General features: G+C 35.7%; 17 protein-coding genes and 1 other RNA gene. 9 read left to right on the top strand and 9 right to left on the bottom strand.

Annotated features, from left to right (window positions below; translation table 11 throughout):
* Positions 1-132: 132 nt before the first annotated feature.
* Positions 133-2,793, bottom strand: coding sequence for a type I DNA topoisomerase (gene topA, locus Q0794_RS07110; RefSeq protein ID WP_298941041.1), 2,661 nt, complete (start codon positions 2,791-2,793; stop codon positions 133-135).
* Positions 2,794-2,976: 183 nt separating this feature from the next.
* Positions 2,977-4,026, bottom strand: a complete 1,050-nt coding sequence (gene sohB, locus Q0794_RS07105; protein ID WP_298941040.1) for a protease SohB — start codon at positions 4,024-4,026, stop codon at positions 2,977-2,979.
* A gap of 126 nt (positions 4,027-4,152) precedes the next feature.
* Here sohB and Q0794_RS07100 point away from each other — a divergent pair, with 126 nt between their 5' ends.
* Positions 4,153-4,887, top strand: coding sequence for a YciK family oxidoreductase (locus tag Q0794_RS07100; protein WP_298941039.1), 735 nt, complete (start codon positions 4,153-4,155; stop codon positions 4,885-4,887).
* 195 nt (positions 4,888-5,082) lie between these two features.
* Here the strand turns inward: Q0794_RS07100 and lpxM are convergent, their stop codons facing one another.
* From lpxM to Q0794_RS07075, 5 genes are all read right to left on the bottom strand, one after another.
* Positions 5,083-6,051: a lauroyl-Kdo(2)-lipid IV(A) myristoyltransferase gene (gene lpxM, locus Q0794_RS07095; protein WP_298941038.1), complete on the bottom strand. Its 969-nt coding sequence runs from the start codon at positions 6,049-6,051 to the stop codon at positions 5,083-5,085.
* Positions 6,052-6,112: 61 nt separating this feature from the next.
* Positions 6,113-6,208, bottom strand: an RNA gene (gene ffs, locus Q0794_RS07090) — signal recognition particle sRNA small type.
* Between the two features lie 468 nt (positions 6,209-6,676).
* Positions 6,677-8,026 (bottom strand): CDP-diacylglycerol--serine O-phosphatidyltransferase, encoded by a 1,350-nt coding sequence (gene pssA, locus Q0794_RS07085; RefSeq protein ID WP_298941037.1) that lies wholly within the window; start codon positions 8,024-8,026, stop codon positions 6,677-6,679.
* A gap of 244 nt (positions 8,027-8,270) precedes the next feature.
* Positions 8,271-9,461, bottom strand: a complete 1,191-nt coding sequence (locus Q0794_RS07080) for an amino acid aminotransferase (RefSeq protein WP_298941036.1) — start codon at positions 9,459-9,461, stop codon at positions 8,271-8,273.
* Between the two features lie 83 nt (positions 9,462-9,544).
* Positions 9,545-11,086, bottom strand: coding sequence for a fumarate hydratase (locus Q0794_RS07075; protein ID WP_298941035.1), 1,542 nt, complete (start codon positions 11,084-11,086; stop codon positions 9,545-9,547).
* Positions 11,087-11,192: 106 nt separating this feature from the next.
* Between Q0794_RS07075 and pabB the strand changes: the two genes are divergently transcribed.
* On the top strand, positions 11,193-12,608 hold the full coding sequence (gene pabB, locus Q0794_RS07070) for an aminodeoxychorismate synthase component I (RefSeq protein ID WP_298941034.1): 1,416 nt from the start codon (positions 11,193-11,195) through the stop codon (positions 12,606-12,608).
* A gap of 148 nt (positions 12,609-12,756) precedes the next feature.
* Here pabB and cysB read toward each other — a convergent pair whose 3' ends face one another.
* Positions 12,757-13,725, bottom strand: coding sequence for an HTH-type transcriptional regulator CysB (gene cysB, locus Q0794_RS07065; protein WP_160061779.1), 969 nt, complete (start codon positions 13,723-13,725; stop codon positions 12,757-12,759).
* Positions 13,726-13,977: 252 nt separating this feature from the next.
* Between cysB and Q0794_RS07060 the strand changes: the two genes are divergently transcribed.
* The 7 genes from Q0794_RS07060 to Q0794_RS07030 all read left to right on the top strand — a co-directional run bounded on the left by Q0794_RS07060 (position 13,978) and on the right by Q0794_RS07030 (position 21,440).
* Positions 13,978-14,673: a HAMP domain-containing sensor histidine kinase gene (locus tag Q0794_RS07060; protein ID WP_298941033.1), complete on the top strand. Its 696-nt coding sequence runs from the start codon at positions 13,978-13,980 to the stop codon at positions 14,671-14,673.
* 68 nt (positions 14,674-14,741) lie between these two features.
* A complete protein-coding gene (locus tag Q0794_RS07055; protein WP_298941032.1) occupies positions 14,742-15,530 on the top strand; it encodes a DNA repair ATPase in 789 nt (262 codons plus the stop codon).
* A 117-nt stretch (positions 15,531-15,647) separates the two neighbouring features.
* The gene (locus Q0794_RS07050; RefSeq protein ID WP_298941031.1) at positions 15,648-16,037 is read left to right on the top strand and encodes a TraR/DksA C4-type zinc finger protein; all 390 of its coding nucleotides are present in this window, start codon (positions 15,648-15,650) and stop codon (positions 16,035-16,037) included.
* A 34-nt stretch (positions 16,038-16,071) separates the two neighbouring features.
* Entirely contained in the window at positions 16,072-17,811 is a 1,740-nt protein-coding gene (locus Q0794_RS07045; protein WP_298941030.1) for an AAA family ATPase, read from the top strand.
* Between the two features lie 147 nt (positions 17,812-17,958).
* The gene (gene fabA / locus Q0794_RS07040) at positions 17,959-18,498 is read left to right on the top strand and encodes a bifunctional 3-hydroxydecanoyl-ACP dehydratase/trans-2-decenoyl-ACP isomerase (RefSeq protein ID WP_160061783.1); all 540 of its coding nucleotides are present in this window, start codon (positions 17,959-17,961) and stop codon (positions 18,496-18,498) included.
* 345 nt (positions 18,499-18,843) lie between these two features.
* Positions 18,844-20,706 (top strand): signal peptide peptidase SppA, encoded by a 1,863-nt coding sequence (gene sppA / locus Q0794_RS07035; RefSeq protein ID WP_298941029.1) that lies wholly within the window; start codon positions 18,844-18,846, stop codon positions 20,704-20,706.
* Positions 20,707-20,987: 281 nt separating this feature from the next.
* A complete protein-coding gene (locus Q0794_RS07030) occupies positions 20,988-21,440 on the top strand; it encodes a DUF2919 domain-containing protein (RefSeq protein ID WP_298941028.1) in 453 nt (150 codons plus the stop codon).
* Positions 21,441-21,598: 158 nt separating this feature from the next.
* Here Q0794_RS07030 and Q0794_RS07025 read toward each other — a convergent pair whose 3' ends face one another.
* Positions 21,599-22,885 (bottom strand): NAD(P)/FAD-dependent oxidoreductase, encoded by a 1,287-nt coding sequence (locus Q0794_RS07025; protein ID WP_298941027.1) that lies wholly within the window; start codon positions 22,883-22,885, stop codon positions 21,599-21,601.
* Positions 22,886-22,995 lie beyond the last annotated feature (110 nt).

The following is a 22,995-nucleotide window of genomic DNA, read 5'->3' as shown; positions in this document are numbered from 1 at the left end:
AATGTTTAAAAATTTAAACCAACAACAAGCTGTTAGTGATTAACAAATCCATTAGTTGCTGAAAAATAACTCAATAAATTGAAGATATAAAAATGGCAGCCAAGGCTGCCATTAAGAAGAAAGTTTATAAAACTACTTTTTAGCTTTCGCTTTTTTAGCCACTTTCTTTTTAGGGATTTCTTCAACCCATTTATTATCAATATATTTAGCAGTCCAGCCTGTTGCTTTTTTATCTATTTCCGTCATCACATATTGTTCTTTATTTTTACGGCTATAACGAACAACAGCGAGATTGCCTTCAGGATCTTTTTGAGGTGCATCCGCGAGATAATAAAATTTCTCAGAAATTCTATCGCGGAATTTAGCTAACTCAACCACTTTAGGCGCACGTGTTTCACGAGAACGCGGGAACGTACTGGCCGCCAAAAAGATACCTGCAGCGCCATCACGAAGAATGAAGTAAGCATCGCTTTGTTCACACTCTAGTTCAGGTAAATGCACCGCATCTTCTTTTGGTGGAGCCACTTCACCACTACGTAATATTTTACGTGTGTTTTTACATTCTTCGTTGGTGCAATCCATGTATTTACCGAAGCGGCCATCTTTAAGCTGCATATCGGTGCCACATTTGTCACACTCAACAATCGGACCGTCGTAACCTTTGATTTTAAACTCACCCACTTCAACCGTATGACCGTCACACAGTGGATTATTACCACAGACATGTAGTTTACGTGTTTCGTCGATTAAGTAGCTATCCATCGCAGTATCACATTTAGGACAACGATGTTTCGCCATCAAAGCAGCGGTTTCAAGATCTTCAGAACTAAGAAGATCTTCAACTTCTTCGCCATCAACTAAGTTAATCGTTGTCTTACAACGTTCTTTCGGTGGTAATGCATAGCCAGAACAACCAAGGAAAACACCTGTACTCGCAGTACGAATACCCATAGGTCGATCACAAGTAGGACAAGCTACTTCGTCAATGATAACCGGATCATTAAGACGCATGCCCCCATCTTCAACCGGTAGTTCAGCTTGATCAAGTTGTGTTGTTAGATTTTTGTAAAACCTGTCTAACTCTTTATGCCAATCCGCATTACCTTCTGCAATGGCATCTAACTTTTCTTCCATTGCTTTAGTAAAGTCGTAACTCATTAAGTCAGTAAAGTTCTCAGTTAAACGGTCGGTAACAATTTCACCCATTTTAACGGCAAAGAAGCGACGTTTATCGACTTTCACATAACCACGATCTTGAATCGTTGAAATAATACTGGCGTAAGTTGATGGTCGGCCAATACCTTGTTTTTCTAATTCTTTAACCAATGCAGCTTCAGAGAAACGAGCAGGTGGTTTAGTAAAATGCTGTAAAGGCTCTAGCTCAACTAATGTTAATTCTTCACCCACTTTTAAATCAGGTAAATGAATCTCATCAGCTTTACTTTTTGTTACTGGTTGGGCCATTGTCCAACCTGCAAAACGTAAAGTACGACCTTTAGCACGTAGCTTATAATCACCAGCTTGAATAACCAATGTTGATGAATCATATAGAGCAGGTAGCATTTGACATGCTAAGAATTGACGCCAAATAAGCTCATATAATCGTTTTGCATCTTTGTCTGTTACGTCGATTAATTCTGCACGTTGTGAGACATCTGAAGGACGAATCGCTTCATGGGCTTCTTGAGCACCCGCTTTACTGCTATAAGAAACAGCTGCTTCAGGTAGATAATTACTACCAAACTCTTTTGCGATAAATTCACGTGCTGAGGCAACCGCATCTTTACTCAAATTGGTTGAATCGGTACGCATGTAAGTAATGTAACCCGCTTCATACAAACGTTGTGCAAGCATCATGGTTTTCTTAACACCAAAGCCCAAACGTGTACTTGCAGCTTGCTGCAAAGTTGAAGTGATAAATGGTGCACTTGCTTTACTGGTTGTTGGTTTATCTTCACGCGAATGTAGTTTATAAGTTGCATCTTTTAATGCTTCTACAGCAACAGATGTTTCTTGCTCATTAACCGGCGCAAAGGTTTTATCATTTTGTTTATAAACTTCTAAACGTAAAGAGGTTTTGTCTTGCGAAATAGTTTGAGCATGAAGATCCCAAAATTCAACAGGGTTAAATGCTTTAATTAAACGCTCACGTTCAACGAGTAACTTAACGGCAACTGACTGAACGCGACCAGCAGATAAGCCACGTGCTACTTTTTTCCACAATAGCGGTGAAACCATAAAGCCAACTAATCGGTCCAAGAAACGTCGCGTTTGTTGTGCATTGACACCATCAATATTTAATTCTGTCGGGTGTTTAAACGCTTCCTGAATAGCAGTTTCTGTTATTTCATTAAAAACAACACGTTGATACTTACTGTGATCGCCACCTAAAATCTCTCTAAGGTGCCAAGCAATCGCTTCCCCTTCTCTATCCAAATCGGTTGCGAGATAGATAGTTGGAGCATCTTCAGCAAGTTTTAATAATTCATCAACGACTTTTTCTTTGCCAGGTAATATCTCGTAATTAGCAGCCCAGTTATTTTTTGGGTCTATACCCATTCGAGTAACTAGCGCAGCTTGTGTTCTTTTTGCTGTTTCTTTTGCTTTTTGTGCGGGGGTTAAACCAGCTAAAGATTTTTTCTTTTTAGCATCGATAGATTTTTTAGCACTACCACTTGTTGGTAAATCACGTACGTGTCCAACACTTGATTTTACAATAAAATCTTTGCCTAAATATTTATTGATTGTTTTTGCTTTGGCAGGTGATTCTACGATAACCAGAGATTTGCTCATATTGCTTTAGTACCTAATAAATAGTCTGTTTCAGAAAGAATGATAACTCGTCCAATGAATTTCTCTTTTTTATATAATCCAAAGTTTTAACTAATAGCAACCTATTTTTTTTATTTTTGGAAGATACAAATAAAAAGCCGACTCGTTAATAGTCGGCTTTTTAACATATTTTAATGCATAACGTTATTTAAACATTCTTGATACATTAGTTTGCATTATAGTTAAAAAACTGGATTCTACAGACGAAGCGACACTTTTTCCTATTTTTTCAGCTAATTTTTTACTTTTTTGGTAACGAACTTGCACAATATGTCTAGAATTGAGCTGTTCTAGTAGATAATCATCACTTGTTTGGATTTTATCAACAAGTTCCAAATCCAACGCCTGTGAACCATACCAGTGCTCACCCGTTGCAATTTTATCAATATTCAATTGTGGGCGGTGTTCACTCACAAAATGTTTAAATAACTGATGTGTTTCTTCTAACTCTTGCTTAAATTTCTCACGGCCTACATCATCGTTTTCACCAAACATCGTTAACGTACGTTTGTATTGACCTGCAGTGAGTTGTTCAAACTCAACGTCATGTTTTTTCAGTAACTTACTAAAATTAGGAATTTGAGCAATCACACCAATTGAACCAATAATAGAAAAAGGTGCGGCAATCACTTTGTCAGCAACACACGCCATCATATAACCACCACTTGCAGCCACTTTATCGACAGAAATAGTAAGTGGAATATTTTTGTCTTTTAGACGTTGTAATTGTGATGCTGCCAGTCCGTAACCATGGACCATACCACCACCACTTTCTAGACGTACAAACACTTCATCTTTCTCTGATGCCACGCTTATAATAGCAGTGACTTCTTCACGTAATGACGCGACCTCTTTTGCGTCAATACTTCCTTTGAAATCAATCACATAAAGTTGCGGTGAATTTTCAGGTTGTGACGTTTTACCCGCAGATTTCTTTTCTTCTTTTTGCTTTATTTTAAGTGCTTTTTTATCTTCTTTTTGTTTTGCTTTTAACTGTGCAGAGGTTAATAATTGTTCTGATATAGATTTTTTTGTATCGTTAATTTGTTCGGATAAATCTGTTATTTCTAGCTCACCTTTTTTGGCTTTTTGCTTGCTGGTTAAGGCTATAATTGCAATTAAAATAGCAACAATAGTAATGACAAATGTAATAGCTTTGGCTAAAAATAGCCCGTACTGCAATAAATAATCCAAAATAAATCCTCTTTATATAATATATGCGCTTATCATGACAAAAAATGTCCCAACGTACAAAAGAGTTTGAGTGTTTTTTTTAAAAAAAAGTTATCATGCCACTTTTTACTAAGAAGAGACTATTAAATGGATTACCTTGCACCTGATAATTTATTAGCAGATAAAACTATCCTGATCACTGGCGCAGGAGCCGGTATAGGTAAAGCACTCGCAATCAAATGTGCTGAACTTGGCGCGAATGTGATCCTATTAGGAAAGACAGTTAAGAAACTAGAAGCTGTTTACGACCAAATTGAAGCATTAAATAAAAAATCTGCGGCTATTTTACCAGTAAACCTAAATGGTGCCACTGAAGAGCATTACCGTGATATGGCCGATACAATTTTGCGTGAATACGGTAAATTAGATGGGTTGGTTCATAATGCTAGCCATTTAGGTGTATTAAGTCCTTTCACTCAAATTGAAAATGCAATGTGGGATGAAGTGATGCAGACTAACCTTAATGCCGCATTTTTAATGACTAAATATTTAATACCTGTATTAGAAAAAGCGCAACATGCCAGCACTATCTTTACAACGTCAAGTGTAGGTCTAAAAGGAAGAGCATATTGGGGCCCATATAGCGTTTCTAAGTTCGCAACGGAAGGTATGATGCAAGGTGTGGCAGATGAATATGAAAATAGCTCTCTGCGCTTTAATGCGATTAACCCAGGCGCTACTAAAACAGCAATGCGTGCAAGTGCCTACCCTGCTGAAGATGTCACTTTACTTAAAACGCCAGAACAAATTCTTGGTGTCTATTTATATTTGTTAGGTGATGAAAGTATTAAAGTAACAGGGCAACGATACAACGCTCAATGAGACTATTTGATAAAGCGTATCATTTGTTACAGAATTATTTTAAAAGCTATTGTAAAAACCGGCTGTAAAGCTTTTTTAAAAAAAGCAATTCATCAGTCGTATGACTTTATCGCAAGTAAATAAAAAGGCAGCTTAGCTGCCTTTTTTAAAATAGTGTTTTGTATTAAATCAAAATCTACTCGAAGTCTTAATAAACTATTCCTGATATATATTTAAGCCTTCTTCTGGCCGAGTCTTAAATAACTTTAGCGTCCACATGTATTGCGCTCTATTTTCATCGATCACTTTTTCAATCGCAGCATTCATTAAGTCGGTATCTTGTTGCTCATCTCCACTTGGAATTGTGTTCAAAGGAGCATGGCAAATAACATCCACTTTACCTGTTTTTGCGTTATAAGAGGTGTAAGTTGGAATAACGACAGCACGCCCTAATTTAGCTAAACGACCAATAACAGGCAATGTTGCTTTTTGAGTGGCATAAAATGGTGAGAAAAGACTGCTATCGCGCCCATGATCTTCATCTGGCAAGTAATAAAAATGCGCTTTATCTCGTAAACTTTTAATACAAGGTTTTAACCCTTCACTGCGATGATAAAGTGTGCCTTTATCATTAAGTCGACTAAAACGAGTGCGATAGTTTGTCACAAACCAATCAAAGATAGGATTGTTATAATCGTTAAACATGCTTGATAGTGGATAGCCTCGTGCAGAAATGGCAGCTACACCTGCAAAGTCTACACCATAACAATGTGGTGCTAAGAAGATGATAGACTGGTTAGCTGCTTCAGCTTCTTTTACAAAATGTTCGCCAATGAAGTTAATACGCTTGCGTAAAAAAGATTGACTACGGAAAGCTATTTCACCTAATGACAATGATATTTGGGCAACTGAACGAAAGTTTTCACGCATAAGCGCATCTTTGTCTTGTTCAGAATATTCAGGAAAACATAAACCTATATTGATAAATGCAATTCTTTTTCGCTTTTTTAAAAAATTGGCGTTATAAAGTTTATCCGCTAACCATGCTGCTACTTTATCTCTTAAAGAAACAGGGATGTAACTACAAATAAATAATAAAGCTAATAAGAACCAAGTTCCCCAATATTTTGGAAGAAAATGCTTTGCTTTAAGTGAAGTATCAAAACGAGAATTGTATTGGGTCATAGTTAGACCTTTAAAAGCTTAAGTTGATTGGATTATATATAGATATTTGGGTGGGTGGTAGACCTCCCAGCAAACTCTCGGCACTTGAATCACCTACTATGGCTGCTGCCTTCCGGCTCTGACCAGGTTAATAAGTTATCAATGCGAGAAACCAAGAGGCCTACCATTGTCACTGCATCAAGCCTTAACACTTGATGCGAGGAATTATACGTAAGCAGAAACATAATTCAATAGTTAAATGAGTAATATGAGTCTAAGCGATTAAATAGTCAGCAGTTTTAGGTGATAATACTAAAAATTGTTGTTTGCCATAATAATAAATAATGTAATCGCTGTTAAAACAAACAAGTAATCTCGAGTACAGTCATGCTCGCTGCCAAAATAAGTAGAATTTAATTTAATATACTTAAAAAATAAATCGCAGACGTATCATTCAGAACTAGTTTGAACAGATCTAACTTAATCAATAGTTTGGATAAAAAACCAATATAAAGACTAAAAAATAAGATGTGAAAATTGAGGGAGTGAGAATTGAAAAAAGGAATAAAGTTAAAAAGAAAGGATGGGTTAACACCACCCTTCTAAATTAATGACAAACGCTAACTGGCTATATTCAAACCTAACACTAAATGATCCCTTTTATAATTCTATCTGCTTTGACTCTTTTTAAACGAGATATAAGTTGTTTCACTTTGTCGGGGTAAGTTGCCATATCATCTATGTCACGATAACTTTCAATTAAACGTGTGTGAGAAAGAATATTAGCCAACTCTTCATTAAACTGAGTTGATAATTGTTTTTCTGGATCGTCAATCAATAATCCATTTTCAAGATCTAAACGCCACGCTCTAGGGTTAAGGTTATGTCCCGTTAATAATGAAAAACGTTGATCAGAATAAATACCTTTCAAATGAAAACTATTTGAATCATGTTTCCATAAATGTAACTTTAAGTGACCTTGTAAAATAGAAGTATGATGCTTCTTAGCAAAATTACGCAGATTCAGTTCATAAAGATAAGGTAAAGCGGCAATCGTTTTAAAGGGTTTATCTTCAGGAATATAAAAGTCATTTGCAGTTTTATCGCCAACCACAATAGTAATATTAACTTTACGCTTTAATAATGCAGAAATATCGCGAGACAACGCTGTCGGTAAATTAAAGTAAGGTGTAAATAAAATCAATTCTTTTTCAGTAGAATGAAAAATAGCTCTAATCACTTTATTTAATAAATTTTTCTTTGTACCGATTCCTGTAAGAGGTCTGACAGACAGACCATTGAACCCAATAGGGTCAAATCGATATCCCGATAGTTTTAAGTTACGACTTAAATTTTTGTGTTCTTTTTTAAATTCATTGAACTTAGGGACAACAGGCGCATTGAGTTCTACAACCGCTTCACTATTGATGATGACTTGTTGAATATAATCAACCATTGAATCAGCTAATGCACTATCTGTTATTAACCAATAACGGTCAAATCGATATCGTTCCTGCTGATGCAAATAAATATTGTTAATGCTCGCACCACTATAGAAAACAACATCATCAAAAATAAAACCTTTTAAGTGCTGTACACCAAACAATTCTTTTCTTTTAACAGGTAAACCAATAATTTTAACGCCACGACCTTTTAAAGCAGCAACCTTCTGATACCAAGTGGTATTAGTATCACCCCCTTTTTCTGCACCTATTAAACCACGCTGCGCACGATGAAAATCAATACAGACAGTAATATCCATCGATGGATGATTATCTTTTGCTTGATATAAAGCGGCTAAAACTTCTTCACCTGCATCGTCAGCTTCTAAATATAGGGCTGCAATATAGATACGTTTTGTTGCGGAATTGATCTGCTGAAATAACTCTGTTTTAAATGCCTTGGTCGTTAATAAGCATCTTACATTGTCTGCAGATATTGGAAGCTTTTTCAATTTTGTTAGAAATGAAAGGTTTTGATTAATTTTTTTACTCATAAATCTCTATCATATTTTACCAACATCACTATTAAGTACTCTATTCAGATACAAACTACGCTATAAAATAAAGTATTGATATAGTAGTTATCTTCAAACAATGAAACGGATAACCACGTTAGCATTAATTTTTAGAAATAGTTAATCATTAACGATATAACAACTAAAAAACAGTGAATTTGATAACATTAAACCTAAGCACAACTAGCGCGAAGGTTTAATGATTTAACAACCAGAAGGTTAATTAGATAACTTTAGCTAAAGCATCACATAATGGTTGCATATTGTTTTTGGTCATACCTGCTACAGAGATACGCCCAGAACCTACAATATAAACCGCAAACTCTTCTTTTAATCGGTTTACTTGTTCAACGGTTAAACCAGAAAAAGAGAACATACCAAGTTGACGACTAATGAAACTAAAGTCACCTTTAACGCCTTTTTCTTTTAACGTTGCTACAAATAAATCACGCATTTCTTGGATACGGTTACGCATTTCAGCAACTTCTTCAACCCATTGCTTATAAAGCTCAGCGTCATTTAAGATAGTCGTTACAATCGCTGCACCGTGACATGGAGGGTTTGAGTAATTAGAACGGATACCCGCTTTAACTTGACTGAATGCACTGTCTGCAATATCACTGTCTTCAGCTACAAGGGTAATACCACCAACACGTTCGTTGTATAAACCAAAGTTTTTAGAGAATGAGTTAGCAATCAATAGTTCTTTGTTATATTTTGCAAAAGTACGTAAACCTTGTGCATCTTCTTCAACGCCATGACCAAAGCCTTGGTATGCGAAGTCAAAGAATGGAATAGCACCTAGTTCAGCAATTAGTTTTGCGAGTATTTCCCATTGTGCTTGTGTTGGGTCAATACCCGTTGGGTTATGACAACAGCCGTGGAACAATACCAACTCGCCTGCTTCAACAGATTGTAGTGAAGCAACCATTGCATCAAAATCTAAATCTTTAGTCTCAGCATCGTAATAGTCATACGCGACCACTTCTAAGCCAGATGTTTTGAATACATTACCGTGATTAGCCCAAGTTGGGTTACTTACCCAAATCTTTTTAATGCCTAATTTGCTCACTGCAAAATCAGCACCCGTACGTAATGCACCAGTACCACCAGGCACTTGCGCTGTACGAGCACGTTTTGAAGTGATTATTTCAGCATTTTCACCAAATAATAATGTTTGAACAGCATCACCGTAAGCTGCAATACCTTCGATAGTAAGGTAGCTTTTGGTGGTTTCTTCAGCAAGTAGACGTTTTTCAGCTTCTTTAACTGTCGCTAAAATTGGCGTTTGCCCCATTTCATTTTTGTAAATACCAACACCTAGGTTGATTTTATCTGTGCGGACGTCTTTTTTAAATGCATCTGTTAAACCAAGGATTGGATCTGCAGGTGCCATACTTACTTGTTCAAACATACTTATTCCTTTATGAATAATGAAAAATACTTACGTTGATGCTTTTATACCATCCTGACTATTTCAAGCAATCACTTTAGTAACTATTCTGACAATTTGCTGTCTAATTCAGCGATTTTAGCTTTCCAAATCGCCGGACCTTGCTCATGGACGTTATTTCCTTGGCTATCAACAGCAACAGTCACAGGCATATCTTCTACATCAAATTCGTAAATAGCTTCCATTCCTAAATCGGCAAAGGCAACCACACGAGATTTTTTAATCGCTTTAGCGACTAAATAAGCAGCACCGCCTACCGCCATTAAATACACTGATTTGTGTTTAGCAATAGAATCTACTGTATTTTGTCCACGTTCAGACTTACCGATCATGCCTAATAAACCTGTTTCTTCTAACATGAAGTCGGTAAATTTATCCATACGCGTTGCCGTTGTTGGACCTGCTGGACCTACTACTTCATCGCGAACCGCATCAACAGGACCTACGTAGTAAATAAAACGTCCTTTAAAGTCGACGCCTTCAGGTAAACCTTTGCCACTTGTAATCAATTCTTGAATACGTTTATGGGCAGCATCGCGACCTGTTAAGATTTTACCGGACAGTAATATTGTATCGCCACTTTTCCATTCGCTCATATCAGCTTTAGATAAGTCATTAACGTTAACGCGTTTAACATTTTCACCCACTTCACGTGTAATTTCTGGCCATTGGTCTAATGACGGTGGTGTTAAGACAGCTTCGCCTGAACCATCTAAAGTAAAATGAGCATGACGTGTAGCTGCACAGTTAGGGATCATAACAACAGGCTTTGATGCCGCATGTGTAGGACAACTTTTTATTTTAATGTCTAACACGGTTGTTAAGCCACCTAGACCTTGTGCTCCAATACCTAAGTTATTGACACGCTTGAAGATCTCTAAACGCAATTTTTCATCAGTATCCAATGATTCTGGGTCTGCTTTGGCTTTCGCTTGTAGATCAAAAATATCAACAGGCTCCATTAATGACTCTTTTGCCATCACTGCCGCTTTTTCAGCCGTGCCACCAATGCCTATTCCTAACATGCCTGGTGGGCACCAACCTGCTCCCATTGATGGCACTGTTTTTTCTATCCAATCTTCAATCGAATCTGATGGGTTTAACATCGCCATTTTAGATTTATTTTCTGAGCCGCCGCCTTTTGCTGCCACCATCACTTCAACTTTATTACCTTTCACCATTTCAACATGCACAACTGATGGCGTATTGTCTTTAGTATTTTTACGCGCACCGGCAGGGTCTGCGACGATAGAAGCACGTAAAGGATTAGACGGGTCGTTATAAGCTTGGCGAACGCCTTCATCCACTAATTCTTGTACTGATAACTCAGAATCAAAGCTGACTTTCATACCGATTTTAACGAATACCGTCACAATTCCTGTGTCTTGGCAAATTGGACGTTTGCCCTCTGCAGACATACGAGAGTTAATCAGTATTTGAGCAATGGCATCTTTTGCGGCAGGGTTTTGTTCTGCTTGGTAAGCTTTATCCATTGCTTGGATAAAATCCAGTGGGTGATAGTATGAAATAAATTGCAGTGAGTTTTTAACGCTATTAATAAAATCCAGCTCTTTAATGACTGTCATCAGTCGCTCCCAGTAAATAGTAAACAGTTTTTGTAAAACAATGGTAATATTGTTGGCCTTATCCGCCTAATTTTTTGTTACAAAAATGTTGCCTAAATACGAAAAAATGACTTATAAATCAGCTAATACACTCATAAAACCATTGTTTTTCTCTGAAAAGATAATCACTATCATTAAGCAGGAGTTATCTTGTTTAAATTGGTCTGTATTTTTAGAATCAGGAAGTTCAGAACATATTGATAGTAATTGGTCTATTTTTAGCGCTCAGCCAATCGCGACGCTGACAGAATCTAATCAACGTGCTTCATTTCATGACGTCATCAATAATACAACGCATGATATGGGACGAGATCCTTTAGCTGCTCAATTACACGTTAGACAACAATTATTTCATGAAGAATCAACTACTGATTTTCCATTTACGGGGGGGGTGATTGCCGCCTATCATTATGAAATGGGCGAGCTGTTTGAACATGTTAATAAAGACCAACAAAACGTAGGCTTAAACTTGGGTCCCTACCATTGTGGTTTTTATGATTGGGCTATTTTATATAACCTCGAACAAAAACAATATTACTTATTGCAACAAAGTACTAAGAACAGAGAACAAGACGTCGCTGAACAATGGCAACAACGTTATCAATGGCTTGAAAATTTATCACTTAACGACCCCACTGCAATGACCCCGTTCAGTTTATCTGAACAATGGCGATCTAATTACAGTGAACAAGAATACAAACAATCTTTTAACAAAATTCAAGAATACATTTTAAGTGGGGATTGTTATCAGGTTAATTTAGCTCAACGCTTTCAAGCCATTTACCAGGGTAATGAATATCAAGCTTACTTGGCGTTATTAGCAGAAAATAAAGCCCCCTTTGCTGCATTTATACGTTTACAAGAACAAGTGATCATTTCAGTATCACCTGAGCGTTTCTTATTATTAAACGGCAACCAAGTACAGACAAAACCCATAAAAGGGACGATGCCACGCAGTCAAAATAGTGAACAAGACTTAACCAATAAACAACAATTGTTGAATTCTGAGAAAGATCAGGCAGAGAATTTGATGATTGTGGATTTATTACGAAATGATATTGGTCGAGTGTGTCAACCAGGCTCTGTTTCAGTACCTAGTTTATTTAATATTGAAAGCTTTCCCGCTGTGCATCATTTAGTTAGCACGGTAACGGGAAGGCTCGATACTCAATACACTTGTGAAGATTTACTTCGCGCTTGTTTTCCTGGCGGCTCTATTACGGGCGCACCTAAAATTCGTTCAATGGAAATCATTTCTGAACTAGAAAAGTTCCAACGAGAGATTTATTGTGGCAGCATTGCTTATATAAACGGCAATGGAGACATGGATAGTAGTATTACCATTCGGACATTAGTTTGCCATAACCAACAAATATATTGTTGGGCTGGCGGCGGTATTGTTGCTGATTCAAATGCACAAAGTGAATATCAAGAGTGTTTTGATAAAGTCAGTAAAATTCTTCCTATACTGAGTAAACTCTAAATAAGTAGCCACTCGACTGTCTCTTAACTAACTCTTAACTAGCTCTTAAAACTCTCTTTCTTTTAAATACAAACAAGCCCACAAAGGTGGGCTTGTTTAGTTATTATCGTACTTATTAATAATAACAATAGAGATTAATAGATATAACCTACCTTATTGGCAATTCAATATCTTCAAATAACTTATTCACTTCTGCGGTGTATTTTAATTGAATCGCTTTCTCAACTAATGGACGCGTTAAATGAGGAGCAAACCTCACCATGAAATCATACATATAGTCACGTAAGAAAGAGCCCTTTCTAAAGCCTATACTTGTTAAGCTCGATTTAAAAATATGACTTGCGTCAAGCACACAAAAATCATCATCTTCATTAATAGCCATTGTTGCAATAACACCGACACCAAGACCTAAACGTACATAGGTTTTTATAACATCAGCATCTGTTGCAGTGAACACGACGTTAGGTTTATAACCGGCTGCATTAAATGCTTCATCTAATTCTGAACGTCCGGTAAATCCAAAGATATAAGTGACGATAGGATGTTGAGCGATATCATCAATGGTTAATTTTTTAATATTGGCTAAAGGATGATCTTTAGGCACAATCACTGAACGATTCCAGTGGTAACAAGGTAACATGATGAGATCTTGGTAGAGGTGTAAAGCTTCTGTCGCAATCGCAAAATCAGTTTTTCCTTTAACCACAGATTCACTAATTTGTGTCGGTGTACCTTGGTGCATATGCAAAGACACTTTAGGGTAACGTTTAATAAAGCCTTTAATCACTTCAGGCAAAGCATAACGAGCTTGTGTGTGTGTTGTCGCAATATTCAACTTACCTTGGTCAGGCATTGTATATTGATTAGCTACCGCTTTAATGCTTTCAACTTTACCTAATATTTCAGTTGAATAACGTATAATTTCTTGGCCAGCTGGGGTGACTTTAGTGAGGTGTTTACCACTACGTTCAAATATTTGAATGCCCAGTTCGTCTTCTAACATGCGAACCTGTTTACTGATGCCAGGTTGTGACGTAAATAAATTTTCAGCAGTCGCTGATACATTTAAGTTATGATTTAATACTTCGACAATGTAGCGTAATTGTTGCAATTTCATAATGTTATCAGCTCATGTTTAGTTAGTGCTTATTCCATTTAATTCTATCAGACTTCTACTATTAACAAAGCCCTACTTTTGTATTGTGTATTATTAGATCTATATTAATAACTGTGTTACTTATCTATAGAAGCAATTTATAGTAGATTACACTTGAATTAAAAAACAATAAAACCCCATAAATAGTCAGCAACAAGATACTTTTAATACGTAACATTGAAATGTTATATCCTTTTATAAGTCGGTGAAGTGATGAAAAACATGAATAATGAACAGCTTGATTTCAGTACAATTCTAGCAACAAGCATACATGATATGAAAAACCCACTTGCAATGGTATTACAGTCCATTGAAGATCTTGATCTAGCAGATAACCTGACCACTCAGCAACATAAATCAGTCTCTAATTTACATTATCAAACGTCGCGCATTAATAGCACCTTAATGCAGCTACTAGCGCTTTACCGAGATGAAAAAAAACAGTTACCTATATTTATAGAAGAAAATTCAGTAAATGAATTGCTTACCGATATATTGGAGCGTAACCGGTTATATTTGAATAGCCATCATATTAAGGTCACCGTTAATGTAGAAAAAAGTTTATATGGCTATTATGATGTTGATTTGATCAGTTATTTGATTGGCGATATATTTATTAATGCATTACGTCATGCTAAAAGTGTTGTTAGCATTTCTGCATACTACGAGACACCCTTTTTAACCTTCACAATAGAAGATGATGGTGAAGGCTACCCTCACTACATGATGAATGTGAATGACCGAGATGAATATTCTACTTTTAATGCCAATAAAGGACGCAGTGGCTTAGGACTTTTATTCGCTAAAAAAATTGCTACTGCACATCAATTAAAGCAACTAAAAGGTCATATCAGTCTCACTAATAAACCAGATAATAGTGGCAGTATATTCACTTTACAGTTACCTTAGTGTTACAAATCCGTATAAGTATTAATATAATGTACTTTTTTCTATTATTTACATAAAGAGTTTATATCTTGTACCCATTAATAATTTCTTTAGTCGCTTTATTGCTTATTGTCATGATTGGATACAACATCATTCAACAATATAAACAAAAAGTAGAGACAGAACGTCGTATAACGGTGGCAAAACAACATGCAGTGATTTCCGAAGTGGATGAGCTCTTATTATTTGCAACGAAGATTCCATTTACTAAAGTTTTATTACTTGTTCTAAAGAATAGAATACGTAATGCTTTGTTTATAATGGTTAATATGTCACCTCGTACAGCAAGTTATAAAGAACATTTTGCTGATACTGAAGCTCAAATAAAACAAATAAATGACAATTATGTCGCTCCTTCTGAAAACTCATTTCAATTCCCTACTAATGATAAAGAAGCAGTGACCTTAGTGAAGGCGACTAAAAAAATAAGAGCTGTTTTACGTTCAGAACACGCAAAAGGAAAAATAAACACCAATATATTCGTATCTGAGAATCGTCATTTAGAAATAATACAATTAAAAATAAATTTAGAAACGAGTATTAAACGCATCATTCAAGCTAAGTCGATGAAAGAATATAGCACGGCTAAACAAATGATCGACAAGCTATTAAAAATATTAGATTCAATACCCGATAAAGACAATGAACTATTGCAGAAACATCGATTGCTAGTTGACCATCAAAATGAAGTGAGCACTTATTTATCTGATGGTAACTCGACAAGCAATGAGAACAACCATGAACAAAACAGGTTGAAGAAAGAAAATGCAAAACAAAAAGATATAGAAATGTTATTTGGTGATAAACAAAAGTGGTAACAATCACTTTTCTTAATACATATTTATTCTAACAAACAAATCAAACTTGATATAAATCAATACCTTTAATATCGCCTCACCTATTATGAATAATTATAAATTATTGGGGCGATTGTCATGCATCAAATCACATCCGAACAACAACAACTTTTACAACAAAACCTATTAACCGAATTTATGCAGTTAAAAGAAAAAGTAAAAGCGAGATTAACAGCATCTTCTAAGCAATATCTTAACGACTTAGTTAAAGATGTAGACTCAATGAATGCAGACACCTTGATTGATAGCTTAATACACAGTGAAAGTCATTCATTAAACCTATACAAAACACAAATACAAAGTATCGATGCCGCTTTACAAGGGATTGAGCTAGGTTTGTATGGGTTATGTTCAGATTGTGAAGTGGAAATTGAGATAGAAGAACTATTTAAATGCCCAACGAAACAACGCTGCCCTGCTTGTGAAATAAAATATCAACAACAAAAAGTAAAAGGCTATAAATTATAAAGCGCATTTTATTGTTAACTTTATAGGGAGGTATGTGATAAATTGCCCTCCTTTAACGTTAACTAGAGCAGACATTTTGACCAATAACATTTACCCTTCAACTTCAAACGATGACTCTAGTGCTATAAATTCTATTAGTGAGAAAACTATTCCTTTAACAGCACAACAATGCACAACACACTTTGAGCAATACTTAGCGGTATATCAAAAGCCTAAAAGCGCCGAATTAGCGTTATTATTTCCTGAAGCAGTATCAGTAGTCTCTCGTTATTTAAAACTACCCACTCCTTTGCTGTTGGTTAATAGTCGTCATTGGTTAAGTGCTCAAAAAATGCTTGAACAAACCATTACAGATACTTTACCAACAGGTTATTTATTAAGTTATAACCAAGAAAGTTTGTTTGGTCGATTGTCATTAGAGAATGATGGACAGTTAGACTTCACCGATGGGTACTTAACGCAATACAACCAAGGTGTTTTAGTCCTTAATATCAGCCCGCTATTAGTTGAGCCTGGTTTATGGTTTAAATTGAAATCTGTTTTGCAACGTGGTCACTTGCAAGCTAGCGATGCTGTTAATGCAGAAAAAATAAAACAAGTATTACCTGATCTGACTAAACAACTCATTAATACAAAAATAATTTTAGTCGCGAATCGATTACAACTTGAAGAGTTAATTCAAATTGATCCTGAATATTCACAAGTCTCTTCATTATTTTGTGAGTTAGCGAGTCAAGTGCTAGTGTCACAATCATCTATTGATGCGATCGTGAGTTATTGTCATAACCTGACAAATCAACTTGGATTAGATAATTTAGACAATAATGCTTTATCAACCCTATTAAACTTTTTGGCAACTGAATGCCAACATCAAAATCAACTGTTATTTGCACCGGAATCCATTTTACATACGCTACAATATGCAAATTTATTCAGTGATAATAATAAAATTAGCCAAGACGATTTAAACGCTTATTTTGATGAAGTCGACCAAGCACAATCATTAGCTCGAAAATACAGTGAACAATCTTTGATTGAAGGACAAGTAAACCTACAATTAACCGGTGAAAATATAGGTCAAATTAATGGATTATCCGTTGTAGAGCTCTTAGGTTACCCCTGTGAATTTGGTGAGGTCTTTAGAATCTCTGCGAGTGATATGATTGGTGACGGTGAAATTATTGACGTCGAGCGAAAAGTCGAATTGGCAGGTAACATTCATGCTAAAAGTACGCTCATTGTACAAGGCTATTTAAATCACTTCTTTAGCCATGTTAGTGCATTTCCTTATTCTTGTAATTTAGTCTTTGAACAGTCTTATCAAGAAAGTGATGGAGATAGCGCTTCACTCGCTATTTTAATTGCAGCAAGCTCTTGTTATTCACAATTCCCAGTGAAACAAAACATATTTGTTACAGGATCGCTTGATCAACATGGTAATGTATTAGCCATCGGTGGTATTAATCAAAAAATAGAGTCTGTGACTCGGTTGTTTGAATTAGGTTTAATCACTGACACGGTATTGATTGTTATGCCTAAAGCAAACCAGATTAATTTAACGCTTAATTTACGTACGTTAGCGTTAATTGAAGCAGGTAAAATCGAAATACATACTATTTCTCATTGCCATCAAGCTTATCCATTATTATTAGATAAAACCTTTGATGAAGTTATCAAAGCAATTAACTTACGAATCGATATTGCAGCTAAAGAAGAAATGGAAGAAAATTCGAGTAGTTTACTGTCTAGAATAAAATATTCTATTTTTCATTAGTTTATCAAAGTAAAAACAACCAAGAAATTGATTATTCTTGATTGTTTACATGGGCTCATATACAGTATGGCGCTCATTATTTCGTGGTATTAAGTTTTATGTTTATTTTAATACCTCACCTTATCAATTATTTTAAGAAAAGTGATTATGACTAAAATCGTATCCCAAAAAGAGTTGGGTAAAAACTCTTACAATAAAGAAGAATTAATTAAATGTGGTCAAGGTGAGCTATTTGGCGAAGGCAACTGTCAATTACCAATCGACAAAATGCTTATGTTAGATCGTATTATCAGCATTACTGAAGATGGTGGCGAACATGGTAAAGGCGAGCTAATCGCTGAGCTAGACATCGACAAAGCATTATGGTTTTTCCAATGCCACTTTCCAAACGATCCAGTCATGCCTGGTTGTTTAGGACTGGATGCAATGTGGCAATTAGTTGGTTTCTTCCTAGGTTGGAGTGGCGGCCCTGGTAAAGGTCGTGCGCTAGGTGTAGGTAATGTTAAATTCACCGGTCAAGTTTTACCAACAGCTAAAAAAGTAACTTACCGCATTACTATGAAACGTTTAATTATGCGTAAATTAGTAATGGGTATTGCTGATGGTGTTGTGGAAGTAGATGGAAAAGTTATCTACGCTGCTGAAGATTTAAAAGTTGGTTTATTCGTGGATACATCAAGCTTTTAAATTGAGTCGTTAATTATTATTTAAAGCACTGATTATGTTTGTAATCGGTGCTTTTTTTTATCTATTATTTATGTGTATTTGATGCACTCACTTAACTATAAATTTAGCATTTATAAACTTTACGCAGAAAATTGACCGAATTCAGTTGACCAGGTCACGTTGTAAGTTAAGGACTGTCGAAGGGTTAACTTCTATCGGTGAATTAACGAAAAAAAAGTTATTTTTACGGGTAAAATAGATCCATTAATTAGAGTGATGAATATAACCACTAAACTAGCTAGGTAACTCATATATTGAGCTATCTATTATCAATATTGAACTTTTATTGTCTCACAAGGACCGAGTATGGCTTTCTTATTTAATTTCATTAAGCAGTTGTTTGTTAAAGGCTTTAAATTTATTAACTTTATCCGTTTGTTCATTCTTAATAGTCTATTCCTAATAATAATATTAGTTATTTTCATCTCTTTTCGAACACAAGAAGAACCCATTAAAGTGGCAGATAATTCATATCTTCGCTTAGATTTAAATGGGTATATTGTTGAAAAAAAACAACCGATCAATATTTCCCAAGAAATTTCAAAACAATTAGCTGGGTTAGATCAAGAAGTACCACAAGCATTCGAGACACAAGAATTGATTAAAACAATTCGAAGTGCAAAACACGATAATAGAATAACCGGCTTAGTCTTAGAGTTAACAGATTTACAATCGGCAAGTCTTGATCAGCTTTCAGATATTGGAGAAGCGATTAAAGAATTTAAAGCTGATGGCAAACCTGTATTTGCCTATGCAGATAATTATACTCAAACTCAATACTATTTAGCCGCTTATGCAGATCACATTACTTTGCCACCAAATGGTTTTGTGCTGTTACAAGGCTATTCGGTTAATAGACTATATTTTAAAGATCTACTCGACACGTTATTAGTGACACCACATATATTTAAAGTGGGCACTTATAAGTCATTTGTTGAACCTTTTACTGAAACTAAAATGTCTCAATATAGCAAAGAAGCGAATCAACATTGGTTAGATCAGCTTTGGGAAAGCTATATAAAACGAATCTTAGCGCAACGTAAAGACAATAAACTAATAACAGCTAATTCTATAAATCCTGATTTAGAGTCTCTTAAAGCAAAATTACAGGCGGTATCTGGTGACACAAGTGAATATGCACTTTCAGTCGGATTAGTTGACGAATTAGCTTTTTATGATGATTTCGTCTCAAACTTAACCCGCCTTGCGAATACGGAAGATGACACGGTGAATGTTATCGACTACAACAGTTATCGCTCAACCCTATCGCCTTTATATAAAACAACAGGTGCAGAAAATCAAATAGCAGTCATACATGGCACCGGAGAAATCGTATCTGGATTTACTGATGGGACAACGATTGCAGATAAAAGCTTTAATGCTCTATTACAACAAGCACGTAATGATAGCCGTGTAAAAGCAGTTGTTATACGTTTAGATACACCAGGTGGTAGTGCTTTTGCTTCTGAGAATATTAGACAGCAAGTACTTGCTTTAAAAACAGCAGGTAAAAAAGTAGTGGTATCAATGGGAGCTGTGACTGCTTCAGGTGGTTATTGGATAGCTTCTGCAGCAGATGAGATTATTGCGTCCCCAACAACATTAACAGGCTCTATCGGTATATTTGGTATGTTTGCGACTATCGATAAGTCACTTAATAAAATTGGCGTTCACCAAGATGGCGTGTCAACTAGCCCTCTTTCAGGGTTTGGAATAACACAGCCCTTAAGCCCTGAACTGGCTGAAATATTTCAAATAGGTATTGAAAATGGATACGCTAACTTCTTAAAAGTAGTATCAGAAGGACGTAGCATGTCAGTAGAAGAGGTTGATAAAGTAGCACAAGGTCGTGTTTGGACGGGTGTCGATGGCTTAGAAAATGGTTTGGTCGATCAGTTAGGCGATTTACAATCTGCCATTAATACAGCAGCAAGCTTAGCCAATATAAGTGATTTTGATGTGATATCTATCGAGCCTAAAGTCTCTTCTAAACAAGCCATTTTTAATCAGATATTAACCAGCTCAATCACATTACTACCGAGTGGTGTTATTAAACAACGCTCATGGATATCTATATTTTCAGACCTAGAAGAACAAGCAAACTTTATGACAAGGTTGAATGACCCACAAAGTCGTTATGTATATTGTACTCAATGTTATATCGAATAGTGTTCTATACAATTATTAACAGGGACTAATCTACTTTTACTTTTAATTTATCTCCCACCCAACGTTATGTTGAATGACGCATGGGTGGGAAATTTTCTCACCTTCTTTCCAACATACACCTCTTTCAATCTTTCAAATTATTTATCTTATATGAAATACTAGGCTTGTTAAGTTCAATATTGGCCCCCATTACTTGATGGTAGCATGTATTTTTATAGGGATATTCGACACAGTATGAATGATCATTTAAATAATAATAATTATAAAATATCGAGCAAATTATGAAACAACGTCTCTATGCATTACAACATTATACGGAAGCCGGTGATTTAAAAGCACCACCACTTTTATTGTATATTTTATTGTTTTTATCTAGAACTTGGATGCTTCTCATTATCTCAGTTGCATCACAACAAACGGGTAATAAATTATTACAAATATTCTATCCCGATAAAATGCACTTTTATTTGGGCTTAATCATTGGCTTATTCCCATTGATCATATTTTTGGTCTCAGGGCGTCGTCATGCGCAATCTAGTTGGGCTTTAAAATGTTGGCCGTTTTGCTTTTCTTTACTTATTGCAGGCGTATTGGGTGATTTAGCTTTACAAGTTTATTACCTGTATACAGAACACTTTATGTATTCTATAACGGCATCCATTCAATTAGTCGTTGTTGCTTGGAGTTGTATTTATATACTTAAAAGTAAGCAATTAAGAGATTGTTTTAAATAAAGATAAAGTTGATTTAAGTTAATTATCAATCAAAGCAAAAATACATTCATACGTTGGTTAATAAAAAGATATTTAGTTACAAAAATGCCTCAACAATGTGAGGCATTTTTATAAAGTAAAAGATTAACTACACATTAATGTAACTTTTAATGTAACTTTTAATGTAGCTTTAATCGAGGACGTAACACTCTATTTATTTTTTCAACAATGGTCATTAACCCCGTACGAATGTAACCGTGTAAGGCAACTTGATGCATACGATACAAAGAAACGTACACAACTTTAGCTAAACGCCCTTCTACCATCATAGAACCTTGCATCAAGCTTCCCATTAAACTACCTACCGTACTGTAGTTACTTAATGAAACGAGAGAACCATAGTCCGTATATTTATAATCGCTTAATGGTTTATCTTTAAGAGTCGCTAATATATTTTTAGCAACCAATGATGCCATTTGATGAGCAGATTGAGCACGAGGAGGCACGAAACCGGCGTTAGGCAACGCACAACTTGCACAGTCACCAATCGCATAAATATCGTTATCTAATGTAGTTTGTAATGTTGGTTTAACAATTAACTGGTTAATTCTATTGGTTTCTAAGCCGGCTAAGTCTTTTAAATAATCAGGCGCTTTAATACCCGCAGCCCACACAATTAAATCAGCTTTGATTAATTCACCAGATTTGGTTAACAGCCCTTCTTCATTAGCTTCCGTGACCATAGTGTTAGTACGTACATCAACGCCTAGTTTAAGAAGTTCTCGATGTGCAGACGCTGAGATTCGTTTTGGTAAAGCGGGTAAAATACTATCACCGGCTTCAATTAAACTAACGCGTAAATCGGCACTTTTGATGTGTGAAAAACCATAACTAGACACTTGTTTAAGTGAATTGTACAACTCAGCAGATAACTCTACCCCAGTTGCGCCCGCACCAATAATTGAAACGTTAACCGAATTAGTTTCTTTAACACCTAGTTGTAAATATTTATTTAACATACGGTGGTGGAATTTTTTAGCCTGTTGAGGGCTATCTAAAAAGATACAATGATCGCTAACACCCTTAGTATTAAAGTCATTACTAACACTGCCTAAGGCCATAACTAAAATGTCATACTCAAGGTGACTTTCAGGTAAAATTTGACGCCCTTCTTCATCGAATAAAGGGTCGATTGAAATGGTTTTATTAACGCGGTCTAAATTGCGCATCGCACCTAATTTAAAGTTAAATGAATGATTTGTTGCATGTGCCCTGTAACTAACAGCATCAATACCATCATCTAAAGATCCTGCCGCCACTTCATGTAACAAGGGTTTCCAAAGATGGGTACTATTCTTATCAACTAACGTAATATGTGCTTTTTGTTTCCGACCAAGCTTATTACCTAATTTTGTTGCTAACTCTAAACCGCCAGCACCGCCACCTACAATTACAATTTTCTTCATAACGACCTCAATAAAATTAAATTTTTTACAAAAAACACTCTTATCTCTATCGAAAAAATATTTTTTATAAAAAAAGTTGATCTACATCGTACTTTACGAAAAGTAAGGTT

The sequence above is a fragment of the uncultured Psychromonas sp. genome (genome assembly GCF_947489755.1).
Lineage (GTDB): Bacteria > Pseudomonadota > Gammaproteobacteria > Enterobacterales > Psychromonadaceae > Psychromonas.
Note: the sequence above shows the minus strand (reverse complement) of the source record. Positions and strands in the feature narration are given on the sequence as shown.